We start from the raw sequence: 17211 nt of genomic DNA on the forward strand, positions 1-17211 counted from the left end.
GGTGGCGTTAACGCCATTACGCGCCGCCCTCGATGAGATTCTGGCGCTGTGTCCTGCCCCCTCTCAGCGTGAAGAGGTTTCGTTGCCTGAAGCGCTGGGTCGTGTTTTGGCTGCCAAGGTTGTTGCGCCGCGGGATGTGCCTCTGGCCGATAACAGCGCCATGGACGGCTATGCCGTCCGATCCTCCGATGTGCCCGGACAGTTGCGGGTTTCACAGCGGATACCGGCGGGCGCTGAACCAAAGCCTCTGGAGCCGGGTACCACCGCTCGGATATTTACCGGTGGTGTCATTCCCAAGGGCGCCGATACCGTGGTGATGCAGGAAGACGTTCTCGAGCAACAGGATGGTCGGGTGAGTATTCTCGGGTGCGTGACGCCTACTCAGCATGTTCGGCCTGCAGGCGCGGACCTGCGCCAGGGCGCCGATGTGCTCGATGCGGGCAGGGTGCTGACGTCGCAGGATTTGGGCTTACTGGCTTCACTGGGATTGAGCCGCATTACGGTGTATCGCCGTCTGCGTGTCGGTGTTATTTCCACCGGTGATGAATTGATCGAGCCCGGATCAGGGGAGTTAAAGCCCTGGCAGGTCTACAACAGCAATCGGTTTCAGCTGCTGGCCCAGGTCACCTCGCTGGGTTTGCAGGCCGTTGATTATCAGTCGGTTCCGGATGACCCCGAGGCAATAAGACAATTGTTGGCGCGAGTATCATCGGAGGTGGACTGTATTGTGACCAGCGGGGGCGTGTCAGTCGGTGAGGAAGACCACGTCAAGGCGCAAATAGAGGCCCTGGGGTCACTCAAACTCTGGAAGCTGGCCATCAAGCCCGGCAAGCCGCTGGCCTTTGGCGAAGTGTGTGGCACGCCCATCTTTGGTGTTCCGGGTAATCCCGTTTCGGCCTGGGTGACTTTTGCCCTGGTGGTGCGGCCGTGGCTGTTAAAGGCTCAGGGTGTTTCGCAATCCGGGGTCAGGCGTCTTTCGGCGCTGGCGGAGTTTGATCATTCGCGGCCCAATACCCGTGAAGAATACATCCGCGTGTCACTGCATTCAGATGACCAAGGGCGCCTGATGGCATCCTCCGTGGGTAGTCAGAGTTCGGGTGTTTTGAGCAGTGTCGCAAAGGCCGATGCGCTGGCTCGTATCCCGGCACACACGTCACTGCATCGGGGAGATGCTGTCGAGGTGATGCTTATCGAAAGTCTCGCCCGGGCTTAGCTGCTGAATTTCTCAAAGATGAGCGTGGCATTGGTGCCGCCGAAACCAAAGCTATTGGACATGACTCGCGCGAGACCCGCGTTATCAATTCGATCGGTCGCCACTCGCATACCGTCGGCGCCGGCGTCGAGGTTGTCTATGTTGGCAGAAGCGGCAACAAAATCGTTGTTCATCATAAGCAGTGAATAAATAGCTTCCTGAACACCGGCGGCGCCCAGAGAATGCCCGGTCAGCGATTTTGTAGAGCCTATCCAGGGACTCGCTTCGCCCTCACCAAAAACAGCCCTGACGGCATTGAGTTCCTGAATATCACCCGCCGGTGTACTGGTGCCGTGGGCATTGATGTAATCAATTCCGCCATCAACCGTGGCCATAGCCTGCTGCATACAGCGGATTGCGCCCTCGCCTGATGGCGCCACCATGTCGTAGCCATCGGAAGTGGCCCCGTAGCCCACGAGTTCGGCATAGATCTTGGCGCCCCGTGCGAGGGCGTGGTCCAGCGATTCAAGCACAACCATCCCACCGCCGCCGGCAATGACAAATCCATCGCGATCGGCATCGTAAGCTCTGGAGGCCTTTTCGGGGGTGTCGTTGTATTTGGTAGACAGTGCGCCCATGGCATCGAAAAGACTGCTCAATGTCCAATGAAGCTCTTCGCCGCCACCGGCGAAAACAATATCCTGCTTGCCGAGCTGAATCTGTTCCATACCGTTGCCGATGCAGTGTGCGCTGGTTGAGCAAGCGGAAGATATCGAGTAATTGACGCCCTTGATTTTAAACGGCGTAGCCAGACAGGCCGACACGGTACTACCCATGGTCTGGGTGACCCGATAGGGACCCACTCGGCGCAGACCGCGTTCACGCAGGATGTCGGCGGCCTCCACTTGACTCGCTGAGGACGCTCCGCCGGAGCCGGCGATGATTCCAGTGCGAGGGTTAGATACATCGCTGTCTTCGAGCCCGGCATCCGCAATCGCCTGCTGCAGACTTAAGTAGGCGTATCCCGCGGCGTCACCCATGAAGCGCCATTGTTTACGATCGATGTGTTCACGCAGCTCAATTTCCGGGATCCCTGCTATCGTGGACCGCATCCCGGCGTTTTCATGCTGCTCGCAGTGCCTGATACCGGAACTGCCGGCTCTGAGCGCTTCAGTAACCGTCTTGGCGTCATTACCCAGACACGAGATAACGCCGATACCTGTGATTACAACACGCTTACTCATCAGAAATTGTCCGTAGAAGTGAACAAACCGACCCGCAGGTCTGAGGCGGTGTAAATGACCTTGCCATCGACGGCGACGGTACCGTCGGCGATTCCCATGATCAGTTTTCGCTCAATCACACGTTTCATCTGGATGCTGTAGGTCACCTGCTTGTGACTGGGCAGGATTTGACCGGTGAACTTGACTTCTCCGGACCCCAACGCCCGCCCTTGGCCTGGATTGCCGCGCCAGCCAAGGAAAAACCCTACCAATTGCCACATGGCATCAAGACCGAGGCAGCCCGGCATGACGGGATCGCCGGGAAAATGGCACTCAAAAAACCAGAGGTCGGGATGGATATCCAATTCGGCAATAATTTCGCCCTTACCATTGTTCCCCCCCTCCGAGCTGATGTGCGCGATACGATCCACCATCAGCATGTTGTCCACCGGTAACTGCGCGTTTCCGGCTCCAAAAAGCTGTCCGTGACCGCAGGCGATCAGGTCTTCCTTGGAGTAGGAGGCTTGCGGTGTGTAATTGTTCATACAGTATCCCGTTGGGGCAAGAGGGCGCGCGGGTCGATGAGATGGCTGGATTCGCGCACAAGCAAAGCGATTTTCTGGCTAGGATACCTTAATTCGATTCTGACTCGTAGTCCGATAGTCCTCGATACCCCTGGGATTGATGAATTCAGGGTTCTTTTGGGCTAGCATGTTTCGCTCATTTCCCGTTCCCGTTTAGGATAGTCATGACGCTCACAGTAACACCGGTCTTGCTTTGCGGTGGGGTGGGTAGCCGATTGTGGCCGATGTCTCGAGAGGGGCGCCCCAAGCAGTTTCTCCCCTTGGGCGGTGACGGCTCAATGCTACAGCAGACCTGCCAGCGGCTCGACGCCGTATCGGCAACCGATCCATTGATCGTTTGTAACGATGAGCACCGTTTCCTGGTGGCCGAACAGCTGCGGGAGATCAATGCCGAGGCCGCGGCGATCATCCTCGAACCTGTGGGACGAAATACGGCGCCGGCGATCGCGCTCGCCGCCCTGCACGCGATAAAGGAGAACCCCGAGGCCTTGCTGCTGGTGCTTCCGGCGGACCACTTCATAGCTGATGTGGATGCATTCGCCGCCGCGGTGACAAAGGCAGCCGTGGTGGCGGCCGAAGGCGCATTGGTGACTTTTGGTGTGGTCCCGGATCGACCCGAAACCGGCTACGGCTACATTCGCAGCGGTGAGTTGCTGGCAGACGATATCTACGCGGTTGACCAATTTGTTGAAAAGCCGACGGCTGAAATCGCCGAGCAATACCTCGCTGCCGGTATTTATCGGTGGAACAGCGGGATGTTTCTATTTCGAGCCGATGGTTTTCTCCGGGCATTATCCCAGAGTGCGCCGGAAATCGAATCTGCCTGCGAAGCGGCGATGAACAGGGCGGCAATTGATCTCGATTTTATCAGGCCTGATAAGGCAATTTTTGAAGCCTGCCCGTCGGACAGCATTGACTATGCGGTAATGGAGCACACCGGTTCAGGCGCTGTAGTGAGTCTCGACTGCGGTTGGAGTGACATCGGCGCCTGGGATGCGTTGTGGGCGATAGGCCATGCCGATGATGACGGTAATGTGCTTTCGGGCGATGTATTACTCGACGATGTGCGCGGTAGTTACGTCCGTAGCGACAGTCGTCTGGTCGCCGCTACGGGTGTCGATAATCTGGTGATTGTTGAGACTGCAGATGCAGTCATGGTCGCGCATAGAGACCATGCCCAGGGTGTAAAACGACTGGTCTCCCGCCTCAAAAGCGATGCCCGACCGGAAGCTTCCGTGCATCAGCGGGTTTACCGCCCGTGGGGGAGTTACGAGTCGTTAATCGTAGCTGACCGTTTTCAGGTGAAACGTATCGTGGTTAATCCGGGAGGCAAATTGTCGCTGCAAAAGCATTACCATCGTGCGGAGCACTGGGTGGTAGTGCACGGTACCGCCGAGGTTACTCGCGGTGACGAAGTGATTATGCTGCACGAGGACGAATCAACGTACCTGCCCATGGGAATGAAGCATCGGTTGGTCAACCCCGGCCGCATTCCCTTGGAACTCATTGAGGTGCAGTCAGGCTCTTACTTGGGCGAAGACGATATCGTTCGCTACGACGATATCTACGGTCGATAACGAATCGGAGCGAGATCAATATGATTAAGAAATGTCTTTTTCCAGTGGCGGGTTACGGCACTCGATTCCTTCCTGCCACCAAGAGCATGCCCAAAGAGATGCTGCCGGTCGTCAACAAGCCGCTGGTCCAGTATGGCGTTGAGGAGGCTATCGAAGCGGGCATGCTCAACTGCGCACTCGTCACCGGACGCGGCAAACGGGCTATCGCCGACCACTTTGATACCAATTACGAGTTAGAACATCAGATATCCGGGAGCAGCAAGGAGACGCTGCTCGAGGGTATTCGCGACGTTATCGATCGCGGTGTGTTTACGATGGTGCGCCAGCGTGAAATGAAAGGATTGGGTCACGCGATTCTGACGGGCGAGCCCTTGATTGGCAGCGAGGCGTTCGGGGTGTTGCTTTCTGACGATCTTTGTATCAATGAGGGTCCCGGTGTGCTGGCGCAAATGACCGAGCTATACCGGCAGTTCCGATGCTCAATCGTGGCGGTGCAGGAAGTGCCCAAAGATCAGGTCTATAAATACGGTGTGATTGCGGGCGAGGCGATCAAGGATGATGTCTATCGGGTTGATAAAATGGTGGAGAAGCCATCCGTTGAGGAAGCCCCGAGCAATCTGGCAATTATTGGCCGGTATATTTTGACTCCGGATATCTTTGACATCATCAGAGAAACGCCTCCGGGTGCCAATGGCGAGGTTCAGATTACCGACGCACTGCAGACGCAGGCGCGGACGGGCGCGGTGATGGCTTACAAATTTAAGGGCCGGCGTTTCGATTGTGGAAGCGTTCCGGGCTTTGTTGAGGCGACCAACTACGTTTACGAAAATCTATATCCCAGCGACCTCTGATGCAGGAGACTCTCGCCTGTTTCAAGGCCTATGACGTCCGTGGTCAGGTTCCCGAGCAGCTCAATGAAGATATAGTGCGTCGTATTGGTCGCGCTTACGCCGAGGCTATCCGTCCCGGTAACGTTGTTGTCGGTCATGACATTCGGCTGACCAGTGAATCGCTGAAGCAGGCGCTAATCGATGGGCTGCGGGAGCAGGGTGTTGATGTCACTGATATCGGCCTGTGCGGGACCGAAGAAATTTATTTTGCCACGGCGCATCTGGGGGTTGGCGGCGGCATAGTGGTTACCGCCAGCCACAATCCCAAGGACTACAATGGCCTTAAATTTGTGCGTGAGGCCTCCAAGCCGATATCCGGTGATTCTGGACTTCGTGAGATTCAGCACCTTGCGGAGCGCAATGTTTTCGAGGCCACTGCGAAAAGAGGCGGTTATCAAACCGCAGATTTGCTGGGTGATTACGTCGCCCATTTGCTGTCTTATGTTGATATCACGTCACTCAAACCCCTGCGTATTGTCTGTAATGCGGGGAATGGCGGTGCGGGTCGGGTTATTGACGCGCTCGAGCCTCACCTCCCGTTTACGTTTATCACGCAAAATCATGAGGCTGATGGCCATTTCCCCAACGGTGTTCCCAACCCATTGCTTGTTGAAAACCGCAGTCCTACAACGGCCTTGCTTCAGTCCTCCAACGCGGATTTTGGTATCGCCTGGGATGGTGACTTTGATCGCTGCTTCTTCTTCGACGCCGCGGGCAATTTCATCGAGGGTTATTACATTGTAGGTCTGCTGGCCGGGGCCTTTATTGAGAAAAATGGGCCGCAGCGCGTTGTTCACGATCCGCGTTTGACCTGGAATACCATAGCTGTAGTCGAGGGGGCGGGTGGTGAGGCCGTGCAAAGCAAGACGGGCCACGCGTTCATCAAGGAAAAGATGCGTGAGGCTGACGCCATTTATGGTGGCGAAATGAGTGCACACCATTACTTCAGGGACTTTGCCTATTGCGACAGCGGAATGATTCCCTGGCTGCTCGTGGCTGAGTTGATGGCGCAGCGCAATCAATCACTGGCTGAGATGATTGCCGCAAGAGCGGCCATGTTTCCCTGCAGTGGCGAGATCAATCGCAAGGTGGAAGATCCCCGGGCATTGATGCGAGCGGTCGAGGCCTATTACGCCCAGGGCTGCACACACATCGCTCATGTCGATGGGTTGAGTATCGAGTTCGACGACTGGCGCTTTAACCTCCGCTCATCCAATACCGAGCCGGTAGTACGGCTGAATGTTGAAACCCGGGGAGACGTCGAAAAAATGAAGCAGAAAACCGAAGAATTGCTACGTTTTATTGATGGTTAAGCGTTAGCGTCGCGCCAGGCGGTTACCGTAGCCGCCGTTGCCGGGTCCAGATCGTCAAGGCCCTGACCGTCGATCAGCATTTGATTGATTTGCTGGCCAATTTGCTTGCCCAGCTCTACACCCCATTGATCAAAGGCATTGATGCCCAGCAGCTTGCTCAGAAAAAAGGTCTTGTGCTCATACGCGGCTACCAGTGCGCCGAGGCTTTTGGGGTTTACCGAGTCCATGATGAGCAGCGAGTGCGGATGGTTCCCCGGCATCGCATAATGCCCTGTCATCGCCTTCGGCTGGCCTCTTGAGATGGCGAGTTGCTGTGCTTCCTCATCGGAGCGACCCAGCATTAGGGTTCGGCTTTGAGCGAGTGCATTGGCGACCAGTTTACGCTGCGCATCGCTATCACTGCCGGGCTCCTTGAGCGTGATGATGAAATCGGCGCTGAATTGCCGCATCCCCTGATGTAATAGCTGATAGTAGGAGTGTTGGCCAATGGTTCCCGCCGAGCCCCACAGTACCGGTGCGGTGCGCTGGGGGGCAGGTTCCCCCGACTCTTTTACCCGCTTGCCGTTACTTTCCATCGTCAACTGCTGCAGACAGGCAGTGAGATGCTCGAGGCGTTGGGAATAGGGAAGAACAACGTGGGTATCACGGTGGAGATAAAGCGTATTCCAGTACTCCAGCAGGGCCATAAGCATCGGAAGATTGTCGATGGGCGCCGCACTCAGGGTGCACTCATCAAGCTGTCTTGCCCCTTCCAGTAGCTGCTCAAACGCAGTCCACCCACTTTGCAGTGCGATCACCAGCCCGATCGCCGACCACAGGGAGTAACGGCCGCCAACCCAGTCCCACAGGGGGTAGCACTGGTCGCGGTCGATACCGAAGTGGGATGCCGCCTCGAGATTGGTAGTCACCGCAATCACATGATTATGGATATCGCACTCGGCTACGCCGGCGCTGGCGAGCCAGGATCGGGCGCGGAGTGCATTCGTTAGCGTCTCCTCCGTGGTAAACGATTTGGAGCAGACGATCACGAGCGTCGTATCCGGGTTTAGTGGGGCGAGAACGGTATCGAGGTCGTTGGGGTCGACGTTGGCGATGAAATGGGCGTTGAGGGGCTGGTCTCGCTGTTCAAGCGCGCGACAAACCATCCGCGGGCCAAGATCCGAGCCGCCGATACCGATGTTGACGACATCGGTGAAGCGATCACCGCGATGACCGCAGCGTTCGCCCGCATGAATCGCTCGGACAAGGCTTTGCATCTTATCAAGGCAGGCGTCTACGGCGGCCACGAAATCGGGATTTTCCGATCGGGCGGTGCCCCGTAACAGCGTATGGAGTGCAGGGCGCGCTTCTGTCACGTTCATTTGCGCACCGCTCACGAGTTCGAAAAAGGCAGCGCCGAGCTTGTGGTGCCCGGCGAGATCCAGAAGCTCACCCAGCACCTCGTAATCCAGAAGCTGCTTTGAATAGTCGAGCATCAGCGTTTCTGTTCGGCAGCTCAACTGTTCGTGCCGCTTGGGATCGGCAGCAAATAGTGCTGCAACCGATGAGGCCAACAGTCGATGGGCGTGTTTATTGAGCGACGGCTCAGTCACCGAATCGGGCACGACTAGCTGGCTCTCTCCAAAGAGAGATGCAGTAAGTCAGAGAGTGCTGCTTTGGCGCGATTTTCCTGAAGCACATCCAGGCCGCTCATCGCCAGATCGTGGCGTTCACGAGCACGTTCACGTGTGAAGTCAAGACTTCCCGAGCGCCTAACCGCCGCAATAACCTCGCTCAGTGATGCCGTGGATTTTTCCCTGAGGGACTGGGCAACGAGGTCTCTATCGGGTTTGGATCCGGTCTGCATAGTATGCAGCAGGGGTAACGTGGTTTTGCCCTCGTTGAGATCATCACCAATATTCTTGCCGGTAACGGTGGGATCGCCCTCGTAGTCGAGCACATCATCAATCATCTGGAACGCGATCCCGAGGTTGAGGCCGTATTGGCTGAGCGCCTGCTGAGTCTTGATGTCGCAGTTAGCGAGCATGGCGGCTCCCTGGCAGGCCGAGGCAAAGAGAATCGCGGTCTTGCGGGTGATCACATCAATGTACTGGCTTTCATCGATATCCGGGTTTCCCGCCCGGGCCAACTGCAGGACCTCACCTTCAGCTATGGTGTTGGTCGTGTCTGCCATATGGCGCAGCAAGTCCATATTGTCCAGCTGGACCATCAACTGGAAGGCCCGTGTGTAGAGAAAGTCACCAACCAGTACGCTTGGCGCATTACCGAACGCCTCATTGGCGGTGGGGCGTCCTCGGCGAAGTGTGGATACATCGACAACATCATCGTGCAACAGCGTTGCCGTGTGAATAAACTCGACAACGGCTGAGAACCGAATATGGGACTCGGTGCAGCCTCCCAGGGCTTCACCCGCGAGCAGCACCAGAAGCGGCCGCAGGCGCTTGCCTCCCGCATCGACAATGTACTGCCCGACGTTTTCGACCATATCAACGTCGGAGTGCAGCTGCTCAATAATGAGTTGATCTACCTGTTCCACTTCTGATTGGACGCAGGCGCGAATGGCTTCAATCACGGGGTATCTCCGGAGCGAACCGCGATGCTATGTGGGGCGCCGCAGAGTGTCAAATTTTACGATATTTGACGGTGCAATAAGGAAGCCTGATGAAGTGCTGACCTGAAAACTGCTATGGTTCCAGCCCGATCCGCCAATCCCACGGCTAAAGGAGGTTCTCTCAGTGCCACCCTCCGCTTCCTCGGTGCATCTCGCCGCGGTTATTGTTACTTTTTCCCCCGAAATCGAGAGGCTGGTCAGCCTGTTGAGTGCGTTGGGGGATGAATATCCTGTCTTTATCTTTGACAACGGCTCTGACAATGCGGCTGATGTTACGTCGGTAGCAGCAGAGTTTTCGGCAACCCTAATCGCCTCTGAGGCTAACGTCGGTCTGGCGGCTGCCCTGAATCGATTGGAGGCGGGACTTCCGCCTGCGATCAAGGGCTTTGTTGCTTTTGATCAGGATAGTGAGCCTGGAGATGGCTACATCCGACGACTGGAAGCCCTTTGGTCTGAAGCGCGCAGGCAGTCTCCAGCGACCGCAGCGCTGGGAGGCTGGGTCATTGACCTTCCCGATCATGTGCATTTGGGATTCTTCCGCTTGCAGGGACTCCGTGCGGTCGAGCTGCCCATGAAGAATGGCGTGGTGCAGCCTGATTGGCTGATTATTTCGGGAACCTTGTACGATCGAGAGGCATTCCGTAAAACCGGCATCTTTGACGACCAGCTTTTTGTGGACAATGTCGATCTCGAATGGAGCTACCGCGCGCAAAGCAAAGGTTATCGTTTGTTGGGGACCGACCGCGTGACCATGCTGCATCAGGTTGGCAATCGCAGTATTCACTTGCCCGGAATGGGCTGGCACGTGAAGATTCACAGCCCGGATCGATCAATGATAATGACCCGAAGCCGGGTGCTGAGTTATCGCAAGAACACGATACCGGCGATCTGGAAGTGGCACGACGGGATTCGCTTTATACTGAAAACCGTCATTATGATCGTCTTTGCCGATCAGCGTATTCCGCGAGTCAAAGCAATTTTTCGTGGTCTAAAGCAGGGCATCACGATGCCGATAGAGCGGTGAGCGAGTCAGACAACGATGGGAAAAATGCGCAAACGACGCTACCTTAAATCCACGCTGGAGAACGCGATCTACCGCGCCCGACAAGGACTCAGGAAAACAATGGCTATTACCGATCGTATTAAAGGGAGGCTCGGCGGTAGTGTTCCGATCACACCGAAAGAAACACACACCATCGACAAGAAAGGTGAGCTTTACGACTTCCTCATTTCTGAGGAACGATTGGATTTTGCCAATGAACAGTCGCCGGTGGTTAGCATTCTGCTGGTGTTTTTTAATCGCGCAGAGTTGTCTCTGGCGTGTTTAAAAAGCCTCAAGCAACACATCGGGATACCTTTTCAGTTGGTTATCGTCGATAACGCGTCCGAGGATGAGACGGCGATACTGCTCAATCGAATCGACGGTGCTGAGATTATCCGTAACGACGACAACCGCGGTTTTCTTCTTGCCTGTAACCAGGCGGCAGAACGGGCACTCGGACATTATATATTGCTGCTCAACAATGACGCCGAAGTTCACGCGGGCACGGTTGAGTCGGCGGTCGCCGCTTTCGACACCGGTGCTGGTATCGGCGTTGTCGGCGGCAAGATCACCTTGCTCGACGATACCCTGCAGGAGGCGGGCAGTATTATGTGGCAGGACGGATCCTGCCTCGGCTTTGCCCGCGGATTTAACCCCGAGGATCCCGCGGTCAATTTCGTCCGCGACGTCGACTACTGCTCAGGTGCTTTCATGATGACGCCGAGGCAGTTATTCAGAGATTTAGGCGGGCTCGATGAGGCCTACGCCCCCGCCTACTATGAAGAAACGGACTACTGTGCGCGGGTGCATCGGGCGGGTCTTCGTATTGTCTATGAGCCTCGTGCCGCAATCACCCATTTTGAGTTTGCCAGTGCAGGAAAGAGCGATTTTGCCATTCGTCAGATGACGAAGAACGCTTCGCTGTTTCGCGAAAAAAACCGGGGACTTTTGGATACCCGTCTGCCACCCGAATCGAGCAATATCTGGCGCGCGCGACACTACGATCATTTGAAGCCGCATCTGTTGTACGTCGATGACCGGGTACCCCATCGTTCATTTGGCGGTGGCTTTCCACGCTCCAATGACGTGCTCAGGGCGCTGGCTGAGGCGGGATTTAATATCACACTCGTGCCGTACAATTTTCCCGATGAGGACTCGTTGGCGACGGTGTACGCGGATATTCCGCGCACCGTTGAAGTACTCCTGGGGGTTGGCAGGACCAACCTCAATGACATATTGCGCCAGCGCGCAGGGCTTTACGGTGTCGTCTGGGTGAGCCGACCGCACAACATGTCGCATTTTATGACCTTTGTTGATCGAGCCGCCATTGCCGGTGCCCAAATCGTTTACGACGCGGAAGCTATTTTTGCGTTACGGGATATCGAGCAGGCGCGGGTGGAAGGCCGGCCCATGAGCGAGGAGCAGTCGAGGGAGCAGATTGCCAAGGAGGTGCGTTTGATTGAATCTGCTGATCATATTGTCGCGGTCAACGAGCACGAAAAGGAACACTTCATCGACTATGGCAAGGTTCAGGGCTCGACCGTATCAGTACTGGGGCACGCGCTTGATGTTACGCCTACAGCTGCTGGTTTTGCAGCGCGTTCGGGCCTGCTATTCGTCGGTAATATGGACTACGAGGACTCCCCCAACGTCGATTCGATACGGTGGTTCCTCAATCAGGTATGGCCGCTTATTCGGCGTGAGTTGCCGGAAACCACGCTGCACCTGGTCGGTGCCAACAATGCGCCATCGATAAAGCGCTGCAGTATTGACGGTGTCCAGGTGCACGGTCGTGTGGATGATGTCAGCGCCTTGTATAACCAGTGCCGTGTATTTATCGCGCCTACGCGCTATGCCGCGGGTGTTCCGTTCAAGGTTCATGAAGCGGCGGCGATGGGCTTGCCGGTGGTCGCCAGTGAGTTAATCGCTGACCAGACCGGCTGGCGTGAAAATGGCGGATTGCTGGCTGCCTCGAGCAGCGACGGTGAGGCATTTGCAAAGCAGTGTATTTCGTTGCACAGGGATGAAGCCCAGTGGCGCAATTGCCGTGAACAGGCACTGAAATTAATTGCCGACGAGTGCGACCCCGCGGTTTATCCAAGGGTGATCAACGACGTTCTCAAGGCGCTTGGGATTACCAACGCGGCATCTGCCGCTTAGAGAATGGTTTTGGTGTACTGACCACAGACATGGCCGCCGTGGTTTGTCGATTGTTTACCCGCCTTTTCTTTCAAGTAGGGCGGAGTGCACCGCTGGGGGCAATAGTGGGTGACCAGACTTCGTCTCGTGGACTGGGGATTCTCGATTTTAGACCCGCCATGATACAGCCCTGATGACCAGATCAGTGCATCGCCCTTTCTTGGCAGAAACCGCTGGCTGAGCAACCCATTTTCTTTGGCCAGTTTGTGGACGATTCGGGTGTAGTGGGTTTTGGGGAGTAAGCGCTGGTACCGATCGCTGCGTTTTGCAAATAAACTCCTTACCAGGCGCTCGTAGCCCGTGGGCTTGGCATCCTGCCAGACGCTGCCGTTATCGAATACGTGATCGGGTATCTTGTGACTGCCCGGATAGTATTCGAGTTCGCCGGTGCCGGGGTGAACGTCCTCGAGGGCAATCCAGGATGCTACGAAATTTCTCGGTTCGTCGACCTTTACAAAGGCAATATCCGAGTGCATTCCCTGTTCGGAGCCCTTCTCAAACGACAATGACTGAAACGCCAGAGGCTCGTCCTGCAATATCAGGGTCAGGTAGCGTCGAATCTGCTCGTGAAAGATGGCCGCGCGCACCGACTCCGACACCATATGGATATCGAGCAGTTTGGCCTCGTGTCTGGTCGCGTAGTCGCTTTGTGAGGGGAGATGTCGCTTCTGCGATCCCTCCCAGAAAGAGGCATAAGTCTCTCCCGTCGGGTTGGACCAGGCGGTGAGAATCTCGTTGAGAATGCTTTCGGTAAGGTCGTCGGGCAGGGCATCTGGAATCACCAGATAACCCTGATCGCAAAAGAAGCGCAGATTCTCCGCCTCATCCCAGCTTATGCTGCCGGCCTCCAGCCCGTGTTTGATCATTGCTTTCGCATCGGGGTGGTCGGTCCACAAGGCGCTGTTAAGGGCAGTGGTTGTCGTTGGGGATCTAAGGCCATTGCCTGCAAAGGGTTCGAAACTCGGTTTTTCACCTGGCGTCGTCATGGGCGGCGGTGCCAATGTTGGTGCGCTTATCGCCATTTTCTCAGTGTTGTCATTCGCCGTTACCGATGTTTCTGGATCTGATTCAGACGGTACCAGCGAATCGGCGTATCGTTTGGCGAAAGGCGTCTTTTGCCAGTAGGGCGTCAGTTCCTCGAGCGCGCCCTGTGGCAGATTCTGATTCGAAAATTCAGGCCGCTTGGTGAGTTTGATACCGGTAAACGTTTCGATGGCGCCGTAATAGTCGGGAAGTTGCTCATACGGCACTTCGAGGTAGCGACTGCCCAGTTGTTTCCGCAGTTGCCGACAACCCTGGTCGTAGCCGAACCACATTCGAATCGCCCGGATCATACGCTCTTCTATGGCGTCGCCGAGTTCGGGAAATTGCCGTGGCGGAAAGGCACTCTCTTTGGGGAAGGCTATCGAATAGACGTTGTTCTGAGGTTCTCGCGTAATGTGGATGAAATAGGAGTTTGGGAATTTTCTGACGATGGGATCGGCGACCCGGTAATTCTCACACCACTTGAAACAAATGGTCTTGGCGGGTGGGAAGTGCCACTTTCCCACTTTCCCCCGCTGCAGGTGCGGGATATCGCCGGGCTCGTCGTAGGTCAGATCGCAGTTGTCACCAATAAGGCGGGTCAGGAAGGTTGTGCCTGATCGTGGACTGCCTACAATCCAAATGAATTTACAGGGGTCAGCCGTCATTGGATTCACCGCGAATACGCTGGATTATCCGTTTAAAAAAGCGCACCGGATAGGAGATTTTCCAGCTAGTGGATTGATACACCGCTTTGAGCGTCAAATAATTTTGCCGGGCCTCATTTTCCCTTTCTCTCGCGATAGCGAGTGCCTGTCGGGTCTCCATCCGACTGAGCGACCAATTTTCATGATAGAGCTGGGCTTGCCGAAGCGCAGTTTTCAGCTCCCTCTCAACGTGTTGTTTTGATTCAAGGTCGGCAGATAGACGGTTACTGACCTCGGCAAGTGAGTTGACCTGTTTTTCGAGTGAGCCCAGGTACTTATTCTTTTCCTGAAGCTGGCGCTCCAGGTCAGCGACCCAGAGACGATCATTCTCCTCGAGCATTTCGAGTGAATGGTACTCGTAGTCGAGATGTACGATTAGCGGGCACAGTGAACGCCATTCCGCGGAGTAGCTTTCAATCAAATCGAGGGTGAGCGGCTCGCTCAGCAGCGCCTGATAGAGACGTTGCGCTAGATCTGCAAGGGCATTAACGTCGCTGCCGTACTCGGCCTCGCTTGCTGTCACCAATCCCTGGTCGTAAAAATCGAGGAAGGCCTGCTGGTCAAGGTCGTCCAGGCCGAATCCCACAGTAATGTCCCGCAATGTTTGCTCGGGGTGTTGTAGCGATCGCGTAAAGTCGACCACGAGGATCTTTGAGGTGTCGAGTACAGAACGAAGCCCCTCGAGCAGGCTGAGGGTGTATTTGAGCCACAGCGCGACCGATTTTTCGCTGCTGAATCGGTTCCGCTGATATAACGATGAGGCAACCTCATGGGGTGAACGAATGCAAAGTAGCCAGTAGGGTTCCACATCCAGCGCGCTGAAAATTTCGCTCCAGAAAGGGACCAGGATCGACACCCGCGGGTCCTTGATCCCCGACAGCGGTCGGTCGGCGATCAATTGCTGCAACAGCGCGACCGCGTCTGCCCGGTAGCGGGCGGTGGCGGGGATTGCCGTCTCAATATCCAGTGGCGCGGCGGTGTCCCAGCGTTGCATGAGGCTTGCGAGGAGCCGATCGTTGGCCTCGACGAGCTGTCGATCTTCGAAAAAACCCTTTTTATTGTCTTTGGCGGCGCCGATCAGGTCGTCACCAAAATTTACTCCGGCCGCATTCAGCGCCCCGGCGAGTGCACTGGTACCGCTGCGGTGCATTCCCGCGATCACGATCAGCCCCTGCTTATCGTCGGATGACACCTCAGCTGGCCTTGTTTTCAATCTGGCGCCGGTACTCAGGCAGCACAATTTCCGGTGTGTCGATCATTTTTACGGTCCCATTTTCCAGCCACATGACCCGATGACACAGTTTGCTGATGGTATTCAGATTGTGCGATACCAGAACGACCGTTGCATTCGACCGAATCAGTTGTGCAATGGCCTGCTCAGACTTCTTTCTGAATACGCCGTCGCCCACCCCAAGGACTTCATCGATCAGAATCACGTCGGGCAGTGAGGCGATGGCGATACCCAGTGCCAGTCTCGCACGTTGCCCCGAGGAAAACGTACCCACCCGCTCAAATTCCATATCCCCGAGCTCAGCAAAATCAAGAATCTGGGGCGTGGAGGCCTTGACCTGCGCCGTGCTCATTCCCAGAAGCATGCCATTCAGCGCGATATTGTCCCGGCAACTCAGGTCGGTTGAAAAGGGTAACTGCAGGGTTAACAGCGCTGCGCGCAGATTCGGCGCGGTATGAACGCTGCCCTCGTCCGGCAGAATGATTCGACCGAGAACACGCAGCAGTGAGCTTTTACCCGCGCCGTTGCGACCGATAATACCTATGGTTTCACCTTTCAGAATAGTCAACGAGAGCTGACGGATAATCCAATTATCGGCGCCGGATTGGCGCGCGTAGCGAACGCCAAGGTCTTCAATAGTGATGACAGCGTCATTCATGGCGGTTTCCGACTACTCAGACGATCAGTTTGGGCAGTCGACGATCGTAGTGTCGATGCAGGGCGATGGACAGGTACAGGAGCCCAAGGCTCAATCCAAGTACGTAAAATACGGATCCCCATGCGGGTAACTCTCCCTCGAGGAGAAGCGTGCGGTAGGCACCAATCAGTACCGCCATGGGATTGAGATTGAAGTAGGTTCGCGCGGGCTCCGCAAAGTCGCCAATGTCGAAAAATATGCCTGATATGAGCATGCCGAGTAACAAGCCGTTGTCGATGATGGGCTTCAGATCACCAAGCAGGGGCACCAGCACTGCCGCAAGTGTTGCGCAGGCCGTGATGAGGATGAGCTGAATGAGCATGATCAGGGGAAGCACGTACCAGTACTGAAGGTGCAGTGAGTGCTGCCAAAGCAGGACTGAAAAAAGTAAAATCAGGGTGACAAAATACTTCACGGTATTTCCTGCAACAACAAACAGCGGGAACAGAATTTTGGGTAGGTAAATCTGTTGGATCAGATTCTTTGCCTGCAATATCGAGGTCGTGGAATTCGCAATACTGGAAGCAAACCATTTCCAGTGCACCAGGCCGATCAGAAGGAACGACACAAAACCTTCATCACCGCGTCTGAAGCCAAGCGCGAAAACACAGTAAAACGCGACCAGATAGAGTGCGGGCTCCAGGATCCACCAGGCCAATCCCAGGAAATAGCCCGACGCCTCGGCTTTCAGGTCGGTGGCGACACGCACCCGAATGAGATTGATATAGTGTTTAAGCAAGAAGTGCCCCGGTGGCTTCGCCTTAGCCCGCGGTCGGCGGGCAAAATAAGCGGTTTAATAACCCGAACAGTGTAATTTCCGGGGGGTCGAAAATCCACCAAAAGCCGCGGACGGCGTGACCGGGACGGCGATGGGCGTTAATATTCACTACTTGCACTGAGACCGCCGCCAACCTATACTCCG

At 55.8% G+C, this 17211-nt stretch carries 14 protein-coding genes; 6 read left to right on the forward strand and 8 right to left on the reverse strand.

Features of this window, described 5'->3' with window-relative positions; all coding sequences use genetic code 11:
* Window position 1 precedes the first annotated feature (1 nt).
* Window positions 2-1213: a molybdopterin molybdotransferase MoeA gene (locus tag NOR51B_RS08190; protein WP_009020054.1), complete on the forward strand. Its 1212-nt coding sequence runs from the start codon at window positions 2-4 to the stop codon at window positions 1211-1213.
* On the opposite strand, the gene fabB is transcribed toward NOR51B_RS08190, so the two are convergent.
* The gene (gene fabB, locus NOR51B_RS08195) at window positions 1210-2436 is read right to left on the reverse strand and encodes a beta-ketoacyl-ACP synthase I (protein ID WP_009018891.1); all 1227 of its coding nucleotides are present in this window, start codon (window positions 2434-2436) and stop codon (window positions 1210-1212) included. The two genes, NOR51B_RS08190 and fabB, sit on opposite strands and share 4 nt — an antisense overlap.
* Window positions 2436-2960, reverse strand: a complete 525-nt coding sequence (gene fabA / locus NOR51B_RS08200; RefSeq protein WP_009018830.1) for a bifunctional 3-hydroxydecanoyl-ACP dehydratase/trans-2-decenoyl-ACP isomerase — start codon at window positions 2958-2960, stop codon at window positions 2436-2438. Before fabA ends, fabB begins: the two co-directional genes overlap by 1 nt.
* 203 nt (window positions 2961-3163) lie before the next feature.
* Between fabA and NOR51B_RS08205 the strand changes: the two genes are divergently transcribed.
* The 3 genes from NOR51B_RS08205 to NOR51B_RS08215 are packed head-to-tail and all read left to right on the forward strand — an operon-like array spanning window position 3164 to window position 6779.
* A complete protein-coding gene (locus NOR51B_RS08205; protein WP_009021404.1) occupies window positions 3164-4576 on the forward strand; it encodes a mannose-1-phosphate guanylyltransferase/mannose-6-phosphate isomerase in 1413 nt (470 codons plus the stop codon).
* Window positions 4577-4596: 20 nt separating this feature from the next.
* Window positions 4597-5427: a UTP--glucose-1-phosphate uridylyltransferase GalU gene (galU, locus tag NOR51B_RS08210; protein WP_009021136.1), complete on the forward strand. Its 831-nt coding sequence runs from the start codon at window positions 4597-4599 to the stop codon at window positions 5425-5427.
* Window positions 5427-6779 (forward strand): phosphohexomutase domain-containing protein, encoded by a 1353-nt coding sequence (locus NOR51B_RS08215; protein WP_009020472.1) that lies wholly within the window; start codon window positions 5427-5429, stop codon window positions 6777-6779. The genes galU and NOR51B_RS08215 overlap by 1 nt, the downstream gene beginning before the upstream one ends.
* Here the strand turns inward: NOR51B_RS08215 and pgi are convergent.
* Together pgi and NOR51B_RS08225 are read right to left on the reverse strand one after the other, a co-directional pair.
* A complete protein-coding gene (gene pgi / locus NOR51B_RS08220; RefSeq protein WP_009018984.1) occupies window positions 6776-8383 on the reverse strand; it encodes a glucose-6-phosphate isomerase in 1608 nt (535 codons plus the stop codon). The two genes, NOR51B_RS08215 and pgi, sit on opposite strands and share 4 nt — an antisense overlap.
* A gap of 2 nt (window positions 8384-8385) precedes the next feature.
* Window positions 8386-9351: a polyprenyl synthetase family protein gene (locus tag NOR51B_RS08225; RefSeq protein ID WP_009021392.1), complete on the reverse strand. Its 966-nt coding sequence runs from the start codon at window positions 9349-9351 to the stop codon at window positions 8386-8388.
* Window positions 9352-9514: 163 nt separating this feature from the next.
* Here NOR51B_RS08225 and NOR51B_RS08230 point away from each other — a divergent pair, with 163 nt between their 5' ends.
* Both NOR51B_RS08230 and NOR51B_RS08235 read left to right on the forward strand, forming a co-directional pair.
* A complete protein-coding gene (locus NOR51B_RS08230) occupies window positions 9515-10414 on the forward strand; it encodes a glycosyltransferase family protein (RefSeq protein ID WP_040481947.1) in 900 nt (299 codons plus the stop codon).
* 24 nt (window positions 10415-10438) lie between these two features.
* Window positions 10439-12592, forward strand: coding sequence for a glycosyltransferase (locus tag NOR51B_RS08235; RefSeq protein WP_195891485.1), 2154 nt, complete (start codon window positions 10439-10441; stop codon window positions 12590-12592).
* Here the strand turns inward: NOR51B_RS08235 and NOR51B_RS08240 are convergent.
* From NOR51B_RS08240 to NOR51B_RS08255, 4 genes are read right to left on the reverse strand one after another with little or no spacing between them, the layout of a single operon-like run.
* Window positions 12589-14322: a phytanoyl-CoA dioxygenase family protein gene (locus NOR51B_RS08240; protein WP_009019188.1), complete on the reverse strand. Its 1734-nt coding sequence runs from the start codon at window positions 14320-14322 to the stop codon at window positions 12589-12591. The two genes, NOR51B_RS08235 and NOR51B_RS08240, sit on opposite strands and share 4 nt — an antisense overlap.
* Window positions 14312-15553 (reverse strand): sulfotransferase family protein, encoded by a 1242-nt coding sequence (locus NOR51B_RS08245; protein ID WP_040481948.1) that lies wholly within the window; start codon window positions 15551-15553, stop codon window positions 14312-14314. Before NOR51B_RS08245 ends, NOR51B_RS08240 begins: the two co-directional genes overlap by 11 nt.
* Before the next feature lies 1 nt (window position 15554).
* Complete coding sequence (locus tag NOR51B_RS08250) at window positions 15555-16250, reverse strand: ABC transporter ATP-binding protein (RefSeq protein WP_009019238.1); 696 nt, start codon at window positions 16248-16250, stop codon at window positions 15555-15557.
* A 16-nt stretch (window positions 16251-16266) separates the two neighbouring features.
* The gene (locus tag NOR51B_RS08255; protein WP_009020261.1) at window positions 16267-17028 is read right to left on the reverse strand and encodes an ABC transporter permease; all 762 of its coding nucleotides are present in this window, start codon (window positions 17026-17028) and stop codon (window positions 16267-16269) included.
* Window positions 17029-17211: the final 183 nt, after the last annotated feature.

This window comes from Luminiphilus syltensis NOR5-1B (assembly GCF_000158175.1).
GTDB lineage: Bacteria > Pseudomonadota > Gammaproteobacteria > Pseudomonadales > Halieaceae > Luminiphilus > Luminiphilus syltensis.